The sequence below is a fragment of the Bradyrhizobium sp. AZCC 2262 genome (assembly GCF_036924535.1).
Taxonomy (GTDB): Bacteria; Pseudomonadota; Alphaproteobacteria; order Rhizobiales; family Xanthobacteraceae; genus Bradyrhizobium.
The window spans coordinates 7,177,368-7,193,266 of record NZ_JAZHRT010000001.1 but is presented as its reverse complement, the minus strand read 5'-3'; the positions used below and the strand labels follow the sequence as shown (position 1 = coordinate 7,193,266).

The window sequence follows — 15,899 nt, the reverse complement described above, 5'->3', positions numbered from 1 at the left end:
GGTTGTTTTCGCGATTTTTTCAGGCCGGGTGCGGCGCGTCCGGGGAGTCGCGCCGCCGGGTGGTCAGCCTGGCTTTCCGGCCTTCACCCGCATCGCCTCCGGCGTGTCCGGCTGCGCCAGCGGATGCGCTTTGGCGAATTCCGGCAGCGCCATTGCCGTGTCAAAGATGCGCTTCACGGTGGGATAGATCTTCAAATCGATCTGCTGCATCACCGCGACGGTGACGTGTCCCACCATGCAGATATCGGCCAGCGTCGGCGTATCGCCATGGCAGAATTTTCCGGTGCCCTTGTTGTCGGCCAGATGCCCTTCCAGCGCGGCCAGCGTTTCGACGGTCCAGTGCCGCCGCCATGCCGCCTGCTGCGTGTCGCGCAGATTGAGTTCGTGGTCGAGATAGCGCCGCACCCGCGGCGTCAGCAGCGGATGGCCCTCGCAGGCCACCATCAGCGCCAGCGCGCGGACGCGGGCGCGGCCGTTGATGTCGGCGGGCAGCAGCGGCGGGGAGGGGTATTTCTCGTCGAGATATTCGAGGATGGCGAGCGACTGGAACAGCGTGGTCCCGTCATCCTCGACCAGCGCCGGCAGCACCATCTGCGGATTGATCTTGCGGTATTCGGGATCGCGATGCGCGTTGGCATCGAGGTCGACGAACACGACATCGGCCGCGACGTTTTTCAGATTGAGCGCGATGCGCACGCGAAAACTCGCCAGCGATCGCCAGAAAGAGAAGAATTTCATGGGAGGCTCCACGTTTCTTCCCCTCTCCCCTTGTGGGAGAGGGTGGATCAATCGTGCGAAGCACGATTGAGACGGGTGAGGGGTTCTTTCCGCGGATAGAGACCCCTCATCCGGCACGGACTTCGTCCGCGCCACCTTCTCCCACAAGGGGAGAAGGGAAGAAAGTAGCTATCAGGCCCCTACGGCCTTCTTGCGCCAGGCCAGATGCACGGCGCAGGTGCAACCGGGCGGATGCGAGGCGACGTCGTTGGCGGGGATGATCTCGGCCACCGTCGGTGCCTTCGCGGCCGCCTGCTCCTGCGAGGGAATATAGTTCAGCACCGGCGCCAGCCAGCGTTCGGTCTCGGCGACACTCATGCCCTTGCGCGCGGCATAATCCTCGACCTGGTCGCGCTCGATCTTGCTAACGCCGAAATAGAAGCTTTCGGGGTGGGAGAAATAGAGCCCCGACACCGACGAGCCCGGCCACATCGCAAAGCTTTCGGTCAGCTTCACGCCGGCGGTGTTTTCCGCATCGAGCAGGCGGAACAGCGTCGCCTTCTCGGTGTGATCGGGCTGCGCGGGATAGCCGGGTGCCGGGCGGATGCCGGCATATTGGTCCAGGATCAACTGATCGGACGCCAGCGCCTCGTCCGGCGCGTAACCCCAGAATTCCTTGCGCACGCGCTGGTGCATCCGCTCGGCAAAGGCTTCGGCGAGACGGTCGGCCAGCGCCTTGCACAGGATCGAGGAGTAGTCGTCATTGGCGTTCTTGAAGCGGTCGGCGACCGCGTCCTCGCCGATCCCGGCGGTGACGACGAAGGCGCCGATATAATCAGGCACGCCCGATGATGCGGGTGCGATGAAATCAGACAGCGCGGCGTTGAAGCGGCCTTCGCGCTTCTCCAGTTGCTGGCGCAAGGTGTGGAAGGTCGCGATTTTCTTCTTGCGGCTGTCGTCGGCATAGACGGCGATATCGTCGCCGTCGGCATTGGCCGGCCAGAAGCCGATGGTGGCGCGCGCCTTGAACCATCTTCCCTTGATGATGAGGTCGAGCATCTTGCGCGCGTCGTCGTAAAGCGAGCGTGCGACTTCGCCGATCTTGGGATCGTCGAGGATGGCCGGGAAACGTCCGGTCAATTCCCAGGTCTGGAAGAACGGCGTCCAGTCGATGTATTCGGCGAGCTCGGCCAGATCGTAGGCGTCAAAGCTCTTGATGCCGAGAAACGCCGGATTCTTCGGCGGCGTCTTGGCGAAGTCGGCCTTGACCGCGTTGGCGCGGGCGTCGGCCAGCTTCAGCCGCTTCTTGTCGGCCTGCGCGCGGAAATGCGCCGCGGAAATCTTGGCGTATTCGGCGCGGATGTCGGCGGCATAGGCCTCGCGCTTGTCGGGCGAGAGCAGCGAGGACGCCACGCCAACGGCGCGGCTGGCGTCGTTGACATGCACCACCGGTCCGCCCTTGTAGTTCGGGTCGATCTTGACGGCGGTATGGACGCGACTCGTGGTGGCGCCGCCGATCAGCAGCGGCATCTTCATGCCCTGCCGCTCCATTTCGCCGGCCAAAAAACTCATCTCGTCGAGCGAGGGCGTGATTAGGCCGGAGAGCCCGATGATATCTGCGCCCTCGGTCTTGGCGGTCTCGATGATCTTGGTCGCGGGTACCATGACGCCGAGGTCGATGACTTCAAAATTGTTACATTGCAGCACGATGCCGACGATGTTCTTGCCGATGTCGTGGACGTCGCCCTTGACGGTGGCGAGCACGATCTTGCCGGCGGCGTTGCGGCCGTCGCTGGTCACGCCATTGGCGAGATTGCGCGCCTTTTCCTCTTCCATGAACGGCATCAGATAGGCGACCGCCTGCTTCATCACGCGGGCGGACTTCACCACCTGCGGCAGGAACATTTTTCCGTCACCGAAGAGATCGCCGACGATGTTCATGCCGGCCATCAGCGGGCCTTCGATCACGTTCAGCGGCCGCTCGACCGTCAGCCGCACGGCTTCGGTGTCTTCCTCGATGAATTCGGTGATGCCGTGCACCAGCGCATGCGACAGCCGCTTTTCGACCGGCCATTCGCGCCAGGCGAGATCCTGCTCCCTGGTCTGCTTCTCCTTGCCGCGGAATTTTTCCGCCAGCGCCAAGAGCCGCTCGGAGGCGCCTAGGTCGCGGTTGAGGATGACGTCCTCGCACACCTGGCGCAGCTCGGGGTCGATGTCGTCATAGACGATCATCTGCCCGGCATTGACGATGCCCATGTCCATGCCGGCATGAATCGCGTGATACAGGAACACCGAGTGCATCGCCTCGCGCACCGGCTCGTTGCCGCGGAACGAGAACGAGAGATTGGAGACGCCGCCAGAGATATGCGCATGCGGCAGGTTCTGGCGGATCCAGCGCGTCGCCTCGATGAAGTCGACGCCGTAATTGTTGTGCTCTTCCAGGCCTGTCGCGATCGCAAAGATATTCGGATCGAAGATGATGTCCTCGGGCGGAAAGCCGACGTCGTTGACGAGGATGTCGTAGGCGCGCTTGCAGATCTCGGTCTTGCGCGCGAACGTGTCGGCCTGACCAACCTCGTCGAACGCCATCACCACGACGGCGGCGCCATGGCGGCGCGCGATCCGGGCCTCGTGGATGAATTTCTCCACGCCTTCCTTCATCGAGATCGAATTCACCACAGGTTTGCCCTGAACGCATTTCAGGCCGGCCTCGATCACGTTGAATTTCGAGGAGTCGACCATCACGGGCACGCGGGCGATATCAGGCTCGGCGGCGACGAGGTTGAGGAAGGTCACCATCGCGGCTTCGGAATCGAGCAGGCCCTCGTCCATGTTGACGTCGATGATCTGCGCGCCGTTCTCGACCTGGTCGCGCGCTACCTGCAGCGCAGCGGTGTAGTCGCCTGCCGTAACGAGCTTGCGGAATTTTGCCGATCCCGTGACGTTGGTGCGCTCGCCGACGTTGACGAAGGGGATCGCGGGCGTCAGTTCGAACGGCTCGAGGCCTGACAGCCGCAGCCGCGGCTCGATCGTCGGAACCGCGCGGGGCTTGTGCGGGGCCACCGCTGCGGCAATCGCCGCGATATGGTCCGGCGTGGTGCCGCAGCAGCCGCCGACGATGTTGACGAGGCCAGCTTCGGCAAATTCGCCAATCAGCCGCGCCATGTATTCCGGCGTCTCGTCATACTGGCCGAATTCGTTGGGCAGGCCGGCATTCGGATAGGCGCACACCAGCGTATCGGCGACGCGGCCGATATCGGCGATATGCGCGCGCAGATCCTCGGCGCCGAGCGCGCAGTTGAATCCGATGGTGATCGGCTTGGCGTGGCGCACTGAATTCCAGAACGCTTCCGGCAATTGCCCCGACAGCAGCCGGCCCGACTTGTCGGTAATGGTGCCGGAGATCATCACGGGCACGTCGATGCCGCGTTGTTCGGTGATTTCCGAAATCGCGTAGAGCGCCGCCTTGGCGTTCAGCGTGTCAAAAATGGTTTCGACCAGCAGCATATCCGCGCCGCCGTCGAGCAGGCCGTTGATCTGCTCGCCATAGGCCTTGCGCAGATCGTCGAAGGTGACGGCGCGATAGCCGGGATTGGAGACGTCGGGCGAGATCGAAGCCGTTCGGTTGGTCGGTCCCAGCGCGCCGGCAACGAAACGCGGCTTGCCGTCCTCGGCGCTGACGCGTTCCGCCGCGGCGCGCGCGAGTTTCGCGCCGTCGCGGTTCAGCTCATAGGCGAGGTCCGACATGTCGTAGTCGGCCTGCGCGATCGAGGTCGAGGAGAACGTGTTAGTGGCGACGATGTCGGCGCCCGCGCGCAGGTAAGCCGCGTGGATGTCCTCGATCGCCTGCGGCTGCGTCAGGATCAGCAGGTCGTTATTGCCTCTGATATCGCGATGGAAATCCGCAAAACGCGTGCCGCGAAACGCGGCCTCGTCATACTGCAGGCCCTGGATCATGGTCCCCATGGCGCCGTCGAGCACCAAAATGCGTTCGCGGGCGGCGGCGAGCAGGGCGGTTCGCTTAGGCGAAATCGAAGCGGTCATCGGATCAGGCGGCTTTCTGCGCGCCATTGGGGCGAATGCCCAGCAAATGGCTGATCGCGAACACGAGGTCCGCGCGGTTCATGGTGTAGAAGTGAAAGGTATCGACGCCGTGCTTGGCGAGCTTTTGCACCTGGCCGGCCGCGACGGTCGCGGCAACCAGCTTGCGCGTCTCGGCGTCGTCGTCGAGGCCTTCGAACTTGTCCGCCAGCCAAGTCGGCACCGTGGTGCCCGCGCGTGTCACGAAACTCCGCGCTTGCTTGAAATTGTGCATCGGCATGATGCCGGGCACGACCGGAATTTCGATGCCGCGGGCGCGGACGCGATCCAGGTAGCGGAAGTAGAGGTCGTTATCGAAGAACACCTGCGTGATCGCCCGCGCCGCGCCGGCGTCGACCTTGGCCTTCAGCGTGTCGATATCGGTATCGATGGTCGGGCTCTCCGGATGTTTTTCGGGATAGGCGGAAACCGAGATTTCGATATCGGGATAGCGCTTCTTGATGCCTTCGACCAGGTCGGGTGAACTCTGATAGCCGTCCGGGTGGGCATGATAGGCAGTGCCGATACCGGTGGTCGGATCGCCGCGCAGCGCCACGATGTGGCGGACGCCAATCTCGTGATAGCGCGCCACCACGTCGTCGATCTCGCCCTTCGGCGCGCCGACGCAGGTCAAATGCGCGGCGGGCGTCAGGCGGGTCTCTTTCAGGATGCGGGCGATGGTCGAATGGGTGCGTTCCCGGGTCGATCCCCCGGCGCCATAGGTCACGGACACGAAATTCGGCGTCAGCGGTGCCAGCCGGTTGATGGTCTCCCACAGGCTCCGCTCCATCTCTTCCGTCTTGGGCGGAAAGAACTCGAAGGAGATTTTTGGCGAATGCAGCGCGCGATGGCCGTCGAAAGCGGAGGGCGTAATCTCGGTCATGGCACTTCACAGGGCTCCAGAAGGATGGGCGGGCATCAGGCCTAGCGGCGAGCAGCTAAAATAGGCCAAATGGGACCAACCAAACAGCCCATCCATCATGGGAAATAGCCCAATAATATCAACAAATATACGAAATGAGGATATTGTAAGGGGTGCGGTGGGCAGAACCTCGATGCATATTTATATAGTAAAAACAATGGAATTAAGAAACGGCGCTGCTTATGTCCCCCATCAATGATCGTGGGTAATGGTGTATCTTATCGAATTTGTCACATTTCGTCCCACTCATGGTCTGCGGTGCGACACTTCCTTTCCACACAAGCGCGGGCCTGATCTGCGCCGGCCGGGCCTTTGTCGCCCTCGCTTGCCGCACTAGTTTAGCGCCATGATCCCGCTTTCCGTCCTCGACCTCTCCGTCGTTACCACAGGCACCCGCCCGGCCCACGCGCTGCAGAACAGCATCGATCTGGCGCGCCATGTCGATGGGCTCGGCTATATCAGGTACTGGCTCGCCGAGCACCACAACCTGGCCTCGGTGGCGAGCCCGGCGCCCGACCTGATGATCGGGCAGATCGCCGCGGTGACCAAGAATATCCGCGTCGGCTCCGGCGGCGTGATGCTGCCCAACCACGCGCCGCTGGTCGTGGCCGAGCGCTTCAAGATGCTGGAGGCGCTGTTTCCCGGCCGCATCGATCTCGGACTCGGCCGTGCGCCCGGCACCGACGGGGCGACGGCGCATGCGCTGCGCAGCCGGCTCGATCGCCGCGAGGGTGACGATTTTCTCGAACGGCTGAGTGAACTGGTGTTGTGGGAGACCCGCGATTTCCCGGCCGGCCACCCCTACAACAATGTGGTGGCAATGCCAGACGACACGCCGCTGCCGCCGATCTGGCTGCTCGGCTCGAGCGATTATAGTTCGGAGTTGGCGGCGCAAGTCGGCATGGGTTTTGCGTTCGCGCATCATTTTGCGTCCTATGACGCGGTCGCGGCGATGACGAACTACCGCAGCCACTTCAAGCCGTCCGGTTGGCGGGAAGGCCCGCACGGCATCCTCGCCGTCGCAGCGGTCGCCGCCGAAACCGATGCGGAAGCCGAAAATCTGGCGTCCTCGATGGACCTCAACCGCCTGCGCCGCGATCGCGGGCAATATCTGCCGTTGCCGAGTGTCGAGGAAGCACTGGCCTATAACTACAGCGACGCCGAGCGCGCTTCCGTCGCGCGCAACCGTTCGCGGCTGTTCGTCGGCAGCCCCGCGACGATCCTGTCGAAGCTGCAGCCGATGATTGCGGCGAGCCAGCCTGATGAGTTGATGATCATCACGGCGGTGTACGACCACGAGGCGCGGAAGAAATCGTACAGCCTGCTCGCGGATGCGTTTGGTCTGGGCAAGAAGGCGGCGGCATAAACAGTGTCGTCCCTGCGAACGCAGGGACCCATACCGCGTGATCTATCGATGAGGCAGTGTGGCTGACGCCTTTTAACCCAATTGCGTTCGGTGGCTATGGGTCCCTGCTTTCGCAGGGACGACAGAACCACCTCAATCCGCCTACTCGCTGAACGTCTCCCGGAACGGGTGGCCGGGATAGACGCCGACGATGCGGAATTCGCGCGAGAAGAACTTCAGTTCTTCCAGCGCGAAGGCGAGACCCTTGTCCTCGGGATGGCCGTCGACGTCGGCATAGAATTGCGTGGCGGAGAATTCGCCGTCGACCATGTAGCTTTCCAATTTCGTCATGTTGACGCCATTGGTGGCAAAGCCGCCGAGCGCCTTGTAGAGCGCGGCGGGCAAATTGCGCACCCGGAAAACAAAAGTGGTGACCAGCGGACCAGAGTTTTGCCTGGCCCAATTGGCCTCGCGCGCCAGCACGACAAAGCGCGTGGTGTTGTGGGCCTCGTCCTCGACGTCCTCAGCGAGGATATCGAGGCCGTAGATATCGGCCGCCAGCCGCGACGCGATCGCGGCAACGCTCTTGTCCTTGCGTTCGGAAACGTCCCGCGCGCTGCCGGCGGTATCGGCCGCGACGATCGGCTTGATGCCGAGCTTGCGGATGATGCGGCGGCACTGGCCGAGCGCGTGGACGTGGCTCTCCACCGTCTTGATGTCGGAGAGTTTTGCACCCTTCGGCGCCATCAACTGATGGCGGATCGGCAGAAACCATTCGCCGACGATGAACAGGCCGGACGCCGGCAGCAAATGGTGGATATCGGCGACCCGGCCAGCGACCGAATTCTCGATCGGGATCATGCCGAGATCGGCCTCGCCGGAGGAGATCGCGGCCAGCGCGTCCTCGAAGGTGTCGCAGGGAACCGGCTCGGCGTCCGGGTACGCCTCGACGATCGCGATATGGGAATTCGCGCCAGGCTCGCCCTGGAATGCGATTTTGAGCTTTTTGGTCATGCGGGGCCTTTTAGCAGCGGCTCAGGCTTTTGCCAGTATGCGGCGGGCGGTTTCAAGGTCGGCAGGGGTGTCGACGCCGCGCGGCACGCTGTCGACGAGGGTGATGTCGATCCGCATCCCGGCCTCCAGCGCGCGCAGTTGCTCGAGCCTCTCCTGCTGCTCCAGCGGAGACGGCGGCAGCGCCACGAACCGTTCCAGCGCGGCGCGGCGATAGGCGTAGAGGCCGATGTGATGGTAGCGGGGGCCGTCGCCATGGGGCGCCGTGGCGCGGGTGAAGTAGAGCGCACGAAGCCGGTTCGGGCCGATTGGCGAGCCGACCGCCTTCACCACGCTGGGGGCCTGGTCCTCTTCCTCGGTATGTATCTGCGAGGCCAGCGTCGCAATGTCGACGGCGGGGTCGTCGAGCGGGGGAAGCGCGGCGCGGATCGTGTCCGGCGCGATCGTGGGAAAGTCGCCCTGCAGGTTGACCACAATCTCGGCCCGGCCGTCGGGATCGATCGTCCGCATGGCCTCATGGATCCGGTCGGAGCCGGAGGGATGATCGGCACGGGTCATCACCACCTCGCCGCCGGCGGCCTTCACGGCGGCCGCGATCTCGGGCGTGTCGGTGGCGACCGCCACCCGGCCGATTTTGGCCTCCTCGGCCCGGCGCAGCACGTGGACGATCATCGGCAGGCCGCCGATATCGAGGAGCGGCTTGCCGGGCAGGCGGGTCGCCGCCATGCGGGCGGGAATCAGCACTAGAATTCGGGTTTCGGTCATCCGGAACGAGGTCAGCCGGCCAGCAAAAACAGGCCGGAAATAATGGGGGATCGGTGGAAAGTCGGGGCGTTTATACGGGTTGCCAGAGCCCGGGCAAACCGATATCTCAACCCTGCTGAGGGTGCGGCGCGAAAGGCTGATTCCTGACGCGCATTCGCGGCCGTTTTGCCGGCCTTCAGTCGACCTTCCCGGCCTGGAGCCTGACCCAACTATGGACTCCTTCGAACTCAACAAGATCATCGGTGCTCTCCTCGGCACCTGCATTCTCGTTCTGGTGACGAGCTTTGCCGCTCATGCGATTTTCACGCCCAAGCCGCTGGAGAAGCCCGGCTTCGAGATCGCCGTGAAGGAAGACACCTCTCACGGCGGCGCCAAGGAAGCCGCTGCTCCCTCCGAGCCGATCGAGAAACTTTTGCAGACCGCCTCCGTCGAGAAGGGCACAGCCGCCGCCAAGAAGTGCGCGGCCTGCCACACGTTCGAGAAGGGCGGCCCGAACCGCGTCGGTCCGAACCTCTATGGCATCGTCAACGAGAAGCGCGGCGAAGGCCGTGGCTTCAATTTCTCCGCTGCCATGAAGGGCAAGGGCGGCACCTGGACCTTTGACGATCTCAACAAGTTCATCGCCAACCCCAAGGGCTTCATTCCGGGTACGGCGATGGGATTCGCCGGCATTCAGAAGGACAGCGAGCGCGCCGACGTGATCGCCTATCTGAACTCGCTTTCGGAACATCCGGCTCCGCTGCCGACAGCGGCGAAGTAATATTTCGACAGTCCGGCATGGACTTCGACGCGAGCGGCCAGGCAATGCCTGGCCGTTTGCGCATGGTGATCGCGTTGTTGTTATCGGGACGTTTCGCCGCACCGGCGCGGTTCCCATGTTGATATCATGAGGAAAAAGCAACGTATTTTGTCGAACCCTTGCCTTATATTGGGTGCTGGCTGGCTCCCTTAAAGCAACAGGATTTCCGCACTTGGCAATCACCCGACGACATCTTCTGCAAGGCACTGCCGCAGCCGCCATGGCCCCCGCGCTCGGGCTCAACTTTGGCGTTTCCTCGCCCGCGCTGGCGCAGGCCGCGCCGGATGGACTGAAATGGCGGCACGGGATCTCCACCTTTGGCGACATCAAATACCCCGTCGACTTCAAGCGCTTCGACTACGTCAATCCGGATGCGCCCAAGGGCGGCGTCGCCCGTCTGTTCGAGCTTGGTACCTATGACAGCTTCAACATGGTGGTCGCCGGGTTGAAGGGATCAGTCCCCGCCGGCGTCGCAAGAATCTATCAATCGCTGATGGACCCGGCGCTCGATGAGCCGGACAGCTATTACGGTACGCTGGCCGAACTCGTCACCTATCCCGATGATTTCTCCTATGTAATCTATCGCCTGCGTCCGGCGGCGCGGTGGCATGACGGCAAGCCGGTGACCCCGGAAGACGTGGTTTTTTCGTTTGAAACGTCGAAGGCCAGCAGCCCGAGAGCCCGCTTCTATTACCAGCATATCGTCAAGGCCGAGAAGGTCGGTGACCACGACGTCAAATTCTTCTTCGACAGCCCCGGCAATCGTGAACTTCCGCTGATCACCGGCCAGCTCAACGTGTTGCCCAAGCATTGGTGGGAAGGCACCGACGCACAAGGGCGCAAGCGCGACGTGACGGCAACCACGCTGGAGCCGCCGCTGGGATCGGGACCCTATCGCATCAAGGATTTTGTCGCCGGCCGGTCGCTGGTGCTCGAACGGGTGAAGGACTACTGGGGCAAGGATCTGCCCAACAGCATTGGCCAGGACAATTTCGACGAACTCCGCTACGAATTCTTCCGCGACGACGTCGTCGGACGCCAGGCCTTCAAGGCCGACCAGTTCGACTGGTATTCCGAGCGCAGCGCCAAGGAATGGTCGGTCGCCTACGACTTCCCCGCGGTGCATGACGGGCGGGTGATCAAGGAAAAGTTTCCGGTCCTGAGTTCGGGGCGGATGCAGGGCTGGGCCTTCAATCTGCGCCGGCCGCTGTTCAAGGACGTGCGGCTGCGCCGCGCCTTCAACTATGCCTTTGACTTCGAGGAGATGAACCGGACCCTGTCGACCGGCGAGTACCATCGCGATAGCAGCTATTTCGACGGCATCCCCGACTTCATGGGGACCGGACTTCCCGAGGGCCTCGAACTGGAAATGCTGGAGCCCCTGCGGGACAAGGTGCCTGCGGAGGTTTTCACGACACCCTACAAGGATCCCGTCAACGGCACCCCCGAAGCCGTCCGCAACAATCTGCGCGAAGCCACGCGGCTGTTGAAGGAGGCCGGATTCGAAGTCCGCGACCGCAAGCTGGTCGATCCCTCGGGACAGCCTGTCAGCGTCGAGATCCTGTGTCCCGACGAGGGCAACGAGCGAATCTCCCTGTTCTACAAGCCCTCCCTGGAGCGGCTCGGCATCTCGGTGAACATACGCCGGGTCGATGACGTGCAGTATCAAAACCGCACGCGTGACTATGACTTCGACATGACGACCGTTGTCTGGGGGCAGTCGCTGTCGCCCGGCAACGAACAGCGCGAATGGTTCGGCTCGCAAGCGGCGGACAAGCCCGGCTCCCGCAATATGGGCGGGATCAAGAACCCCGCGGTGGATGCGCTGATCGAGCGCATCATCTTCGCCAAGAACCGCGCCGAACAGATCGCGGCCTGCAAGGCGATGGACCGCGTGCTGCTCTGGAACTTCTATTGCGTTACGCAATTCAACTACGGATTCCAGCGCTATGCGCGCTGGGATCGCTTCAGCCATCCAGACCCCTTGCCCAAATATGGCGTGTCGGGATTCCCGACGGTGTGGTGGTACGATGCCGACAAGGCAGCCAAGATCGGCAAGCGCAGTTGAAGGAATCGCGCATGGCGCTACTCACCCGTCGGCACGCGCTCGGTCTCGGCATCGGTGCGCTGAGCGCCAGCCGATTTCGCCCCGCCGCCGCCGACAATGGCGACAGCGAGATGCACGGCATGTCGGTGTTTGGCGACTTGAAATACCCGGCCGATTTTCATCATTTCGACTACGTGAATCTCGCCGCGCCGAAGGGCGGCTTGTTCTCGACCATTCCCACCTCGCGCCTCAATAACCAGTCCTTCTATACATTCAACTCGCTCAACGCCTTCATCCTGAAAGGCGAAGGCGCATGCGGCATGGAGTTGACCTTTGCGACGCTGATGGCGCGGGCGGGCGACGAACCCGATGCGGTGTACGGCCAGGTCGCGAAATCCGTGCAGATTTCGCCAGACAAGCTGACGTACCGGTTCACGCTGCGACCCGAAGCTCGCTTCCACGACGGCAGCAGGCTGACCGCGCATGACGCGGCCTTCTCGATCAGCATCCTGAAGGAGAAGGGCCATCCGCTGGTCGTCACGCAGCTGCGCGACATGGTGAAGGCCGAAGCGCGCGACGATGCAACGCTGGTGGTGACGTTTGCCGAAAAGCGCGCGCGCGACGTGCCGCTCTATGTCGCAACGCTGCCGATTTTCTCGAAGGCCTATTACGCGACCAGGGCGTTCGACGAAACGACGCTCGATACCCCGCTGGGATCGGGGCCGTACAGGGTCGGCAGGTTCGAAGCCAATCGCTACATCGAATTCGATCGCGTCAAGGACTGGTGGGGAGCGGATCTTCCCGTCAGCCGCGGTCTTTTCAATTTCGATACCGTGCGCCTCGAGTTCTACCGCGACCGCGACGTCGCCTTCGAGGGGTTTACCGGCAAGAACTATCTGTACCGCGAGGAATTCACCGCGCGGATATGGGCGACGCGCTACGACTTCCCCGCCATCAAGGATGGCCGCGTCAAGCGTGAGGTCGTGCCCGATCAGGCCCCGGCGGGCGCGCAAGGTTGGTTCATGAACACCCGCCGCAAGCAGTTCAAGGATCCGCGCGTACGTGAGGCGCTGATTTACGCATTCGATTTCGAATGGACCAACAAGACCGTGATGTACAGCGCCTATGCGCGCACCATCTCGCCGTTCCAGAACTCGGACATGGTGGCGTCGGGTCCGCCGTCGCCGGAAGAGCTCAAGCTGCTTGAACCGTTCCGGGGCAAGGTGCCGGACGAAGTATTCGGCGAACCTTTCGTGCCGCCGGTGTCGGATGGTTCGGGGCAGGATCGCGCGCTGCTGCGCAAGGCCTCGCAGCTGCTCACCGATGCCGGCCTTGTCGTCAAGGACCGCAAACGGCTGTTGCCCGATGGCGATGTTTTCACGATCGAGTTCCTGCTCGACGAGCCGTCGTTCCAGCCGCACCATGCGGCGTTCCTCAAGAATCTCGGCACGCTCGGCATCGAGGCCACGCTGCGGCTGGTCGATGCCGTGCAGTACCGCGCCCGCGTCGAGGATTTCGACTTCGACATGACCACGGAGCGCCTCCCGATCTCCGCGACGCCAGGGGATTCGATACGCCCGACCTTCTCCGCGCAGGCCGCCGCGACCAAGGGGTCCTACAATCTGGCCGGTATCGCGGACCCGGTTATCGATGCATTGCTTGAGAAGATTCTGGCCGTCGATACCCGCGCCGAATTGACGGTCGCCTGCCGCGCCTTCGACCGCGTGTTCCGCGCCGGGCGGTACTGGGTGCCGCACTGGTACCGCGCCACGCATCCGCTGGCGTATTGGGATGTGTTCGACCATCCCAAGACCTTGCCGCGCTACCAGATGGAAAGTTACTCATCCAGCGTCGGGGAGCGGATCCTATGGTGGTATGACGCCAACAAGGCCGCGAAGCTCGAGCAGGCAAAGTAATTCATGACCAGCTATATCGCCCGCCGAATTCTGCTGATGTTCCCGACGCTGCTCGGGATCCTGTTCGTCTCCTTCGTGGTCGTGCAGTTCGCGCCGGGCGGACCGGTCGAACGCGTGCTGGCGCAGCTCTCTGGCGCCGACACCGGCGGCACTTCGAGGATATCGGGCGGCGGCGGCGATTTCGGGCCGCGCGGCCAGGTCGGCGCGTCGGCTGACGCCGTCAGTTCGAAATACCGCGGCGCGCAGGGGCTGGATCCTGATTTCATCAAGAAGCTGGAAGTGCAGTTCGGCTTCGACAAGCCGGCGCCGGAGCGTTTTGCGCTGATGGTGTGGAATTTCTCGCGCTTCGATTTCGGCAAGAGTTATTTCCGCGACGTCAACGTGATCCAGCTGATCAAGGAGAAGCTGCCGGTGTCGATGTCGCTCGGCATCTGGATGACGCTTCTGACCTACCTGATCTCGATCCCGCTCGGCATCCGCAAGGCCGTCGCCGACGGATCGGAGTTCGACACCTGGACCTCGGCGGTGATCATCGTTGGCTTTGCGATCCCGGGATTCCTGTTCGCGATCCTGTTGATCATCCTGTTCGCCGGCGGCTCGTTCCTCAACGTCTTCCCGCTGCGCGGGCTGACTTCCGACGGCTGGTCGCAGTTCCCCTGGTACTGGAAGATCATCGACTATTTCTGGCACCTCACGCTGCCGATGGTCTCGATGGCGCTCGGCGCATTCGCCACCATGACGCTGCTGACCAAGAACTCGTTCCTCGACGAGATCCGCAAGCAGTATGTGATGACCGCGCGCGCCAAGGGCTGCAGTGAACGCCAGGTGCTGTACAACCACATCTTCCGCAACGCGATGCTGATCGTGATCGCGGGCTTTCCGAGCGCGTTCATTCACGCCTTCTTCTCCGGCTCGCTGTTGATCGAGACCATCTTCTCGCTCGATGGCCTCGGCCTGCTCGGATTCGAGAGCATCTTGAATCGCGATTATCCGGTGGTGTTCGGCACGCTGTTCATCTTTTCGCTGATCGGTCTGGTGGTCAACCTGATCTCCGATCTCGCTTACATGTGGATCGATCCACGGATCGATTTCGAGGCGCGTGAGGTCTGATGACGATCACCGCGCCCCAGCCGGTCGAGACCACGACGCAGTCGCCGCTCGGCGAAGTCGTTCCGGCCACCCGCCATGCCTTTGCGCCGTCGCCGCTCAATCGCCGCCGCTGGCAGAACTTCAAGGCCAACCGAAGGGGCTATTGGTCGTTCTGGATCTTCCTGGTGCTTTTCGTGGTCTCGCTGTTTGCCAATTTCATTGCCAACGACAAGCCGCTCCTCGTCAAATATGACGGCCGTCTCTATTGGCCGGTCATTTTCAACTATTCCGAGACCACCTTCGGCGGCGATTTCGAAACCACCGCCGACTATCGCGATCCCTATTTGCAGAAGCAGATCGCGGAGAAGGGCGGCACCATGATCTGGCCGCCGATCCGCTATTCCTACGACACCCACAATCTCGACCTGCCGACCCCGGCGCCGTCGAAGCCGACCTGGATGCTGACGGAAGAGCAGTGCAAGGAGGTGGTGAAGAAGAAGGGGCTCAACAGCTGCCGCGACCTCGAATACAACTGGCTCGGGACCGATGACCAGAGCCGGGACGTGGTCGCGCGCCTGATCTACGGTTTCCGCATTTCGGTGCTGTTCGGGCTGACGCTCACCATCCTGTCCTCGATCATCGGCATCGCCGCCGGCGGCGTGCAGGGCTATTTCGGCGGCTGGATCGACCTGACCTTCCAGCGGTTTATTGAGATATGGACCGCGATACCCTCGCTCTATCTGCTGCTGATCATATCGGCGGTTCTGCCGCCGGGCTTCTTCATCCTGCTCGGCATTCTCTTGCTGTTCTCCTGGGTTTCGCTTGTGGGGCTCGTGCGGGCGGAATTCCTGCGCGGGCGCAATTTCGAATATATCCAGGCGGCGCGGGCGCTCGGCGTCTCCAACGCCGTCATCATGTTCCGTCACTTGCTGCCGAATGCGATGGTGGCGACCATGACATTCCTGCCCTTCATCGTGTCGTCCTCGGTGATGACGCTGACGGCGCTGGATTTCCTCGGCTTCGGTCTGCCGCCGGGTTCGCCGTCGCTCGGCGAGTTGCTGTCGCAGGGCAAGGCCAATGTGCAGGCGCCGTGGCTCGGCTTCACCGGCTTCTTCTCGGTCGCGATCATGCTGTCGCTTTTGATCTTCATCGGCGAAGCCGCGCGCGACGCCTTCGATCCGCGCAAGACGTTCCGGTAGAGGGGCCCG

Annotated in this window: 11 protein-coding genes; 6 read left to right on the top strand and 5 right to left on the bottom strand. The window is 62.8% G+C overall.

All coding sequences use genetic code 11. From position 1 onward, the window contains the following. Positions 1-63: 63 nt before the first annotated feature. The 3 genes from maiA to metF all read right to left on the bottom strand — a co-directional run bounded on the left by maiA (position 64) and on the right by metF (position 5,680). Positions 64-738 (bottom strand): maleylacetoacetate isomerase, encoded by a 675-nt coding sequence (maiA, locus tag V1283_RS33775; RefSeq protein ID WP_334390935.1) that lies wholly within the window; start codon positions 736-738, stop codon positions 64-66. A gap of 171 nt (positions 739-909) precedes the next feature. Then, positions 910-4,761: a methionine synthase gene (metH, locus tag V1283_RS33770; protein WP_334393271.1), complete on the bottom strand. Its 3,852-nt coding sequence runs from the start codon at positions 4,759-4,761 to the stop codon at positions 910-912. Positions 4,762-4,765: 4 nt separating this feature from the next. Continuing rightward, positions 4,766-5,680 carry a methylenetetrahydrofolate reductase [NAD(P)H] gene (metF, locus tag V1283_RS33765; protein ID WP_334390934.1) on the bottom strand — a complete coding sequence of 305 codons (915 nt, stop codon included), beginning with the start codon at positions 5,678-5,680 and terminating at the stop codon, positions 4,766-4,768. Positions 5,681-6,065: 385 nt separating this feature from the next. Between metF and V1283_RS33760 the strand changes: the two genes are divergently transcribed. Continuing rightward, positions 6,066-7,085, top strand: coding sequence for an LLM class flavin-dependent oxidoreductase (locus tag V1283_RS33760; RefSeq protein ID WP_334390933.1), 1,020 nt, complete (start codon positions 6,066-6,068; stop codon positions 7,083-7,085). A 141-nt stretch (positions 7,086-7,226) separates the two neighbouring features. Here V1283_RS33760 and V1283_RS33755 read toward each other — a convergent pair whose 3' ends face one another. Together V1283_RS33755 and V1283_RS33750 are read right to left on the bottom strand one after the other, a co-directional pair. Beyond that, positions 7,227-8,078: a prephenate dehydratase gene (locus V1283_RS33755; RefSeq protein ID WP_334390932.1), complete on the bottom strand. Its 852-nt coding sequence runs from the start codon at positions 8,076-8,078 to the stop codon at positions 7,227-7,229. Positions 8,079-8,099: 21 nt separating this feature from the next. Next, positions 8,100-8,840 carry a 3-deoxy-manno-octulosonate cytidylyltransferase gene (locus tag V1283_RS33750; RefSeq protein WP_334390931.1) on the bottom strand — a complete coding sequence of 247 codons (741 nt, stop codon included), beginning with the start codon at positions 8,838-8,840 and terminating at the stop codon, positions 8,100-8,102. Between the two features lie 211 nt (positions 8,841-9,051). On the opposite strand from V1283_RS33750, the gene V1283_RS33745 reads away from it, so the two are divergent. From V1283_RS33745 to V1283_RS33725, 5 genes are all read left to right on the top strand, one after another. Beyond that, positions 9,052-9,600 (top strand): c-type cytochrome, encoded by a 549-nt coding sequence (locus tag V1283_RS33745; protein WP_334390930.1) that lies wholly within the window; start codon positions 9,052-9,054, stop codon positions 9,598-9,600. Positions 9,601-9,811: 211 nt separating this feature from the next. Then, entirely contained in the window at positions 9,812-11,707 is a 1,896-nt protein-coding gene (locus V1283_RS33740) for an extracellular solute-binding protein (protein WP_334390929.1), read from the top strand. A gap of 11 nt (positions 11,708-11,718) precedes the next feature. Continuing rightward, positions 11,719-13,602, top strand: coding sequence for an extracellular solute-binding protein (locus tag V1283_RS33735; RefSeq protein ID WP_334390928.1), 1,884 nt, complete (start codon positions 11,719-11,721; stop codon positions 13,600-13,602). A 3-nt stretch (positions 13,603-13,605) separates the two neighbouring features. After that, positions 13,606-14,712 carry a microcin C ABC transporter permease YejB gene (locus V1283_RS33730; protein ID WP_334390927.1) on the top strand — a complete coding sequence of 369 codons (1,107 nt, stop codon included), beginning with the start codon at positions 13,606-13,608 and terminating at the stop codon, positions 14,710-14,712. Further along, on the top strand, positions 14,712-15,890 hold the full coding sequence (locus tag V1283_RS33725; protein ID WP_334390926.1) for an ABC transporter permease: 1,179 nt from the start codon (positions 14,712-14,714) through the stop codon (positions 15,888-15,890). Before V1283_RS33730 ends, V1283_RS33725 begins: the two co-directional genes overlap by 1 nt. The last annotated feature ends 9 nt before the right edge of the window (positions 15,891-15,899 follow it).

Coding starts and splice junctions, on each gene's coding strand:
- maiA (WP_334390935.1), bottom strand. CDS start 738: ATGAAATTCTTCTCTTTCTGGCGATCGCTGGCGAGTTTTCGCGTGCGC.
- metH (WP_334393271.1), bottom strand. CDS start 4,761: ATGACCGCTTCGATTTCGCCTAAGCGAACCGCCCTGCTCGCCGCCGCC.
- metF (WP_334390934.1), bottom strand. CDS start 5,680: ATGACCGAGATTACGCCCTCCGCTTTCGACGGCCATCGCGCGCTGCAT.
- V1283_RS33760 (WP_334390933.1), top strand. CDS start 6,066: ATGATCCCGCTTTCCGTCCTCGACCTCTCCGTCGTTACCACAGGCACC.
- V1283_RS33755 (WP_334390932.1), bottom strand. CDS start 8,078: ATGACCAAAAAGCTCAAAATCGCATTCCAGGGCGAGCCTGGCGCGAAT.
- V1283_RS33750 (WP_334390931.1), bottom strand. CDS start 8,840: ATGACCGAAACCCGAATTCTAGTGCTGATTCCCGCCCGCATGGCGGCG.
- V1283_RS33745 (WP_334390930.1), top strand. CDS start 9,052: ATGGACTCCTTCGAACTCAACAAGATCATCGGTGCTCTCCTCGGCACC.
- V1283_RS33735 (WP_334390928.1), top strand. CDS start 11,719: ATGGCGCTACTCACCCGTCGGCACGCGCTCGGTCTCGGCATCGGTGCG.
- V1283_RS33730 (WP_334390927.1), top strand. CDS start 13,606: ATGACCAGCTATATCGCCCGCCGAATTCTGCTGATGTTCCCGACGCTG.
- V1283_RS33725 (WP_334390926.1), top strand. CDS start 14,712: ATGACGATCACCGCGCCCCAGCCGGTCGAGACCACGACGCAGTCGCCG.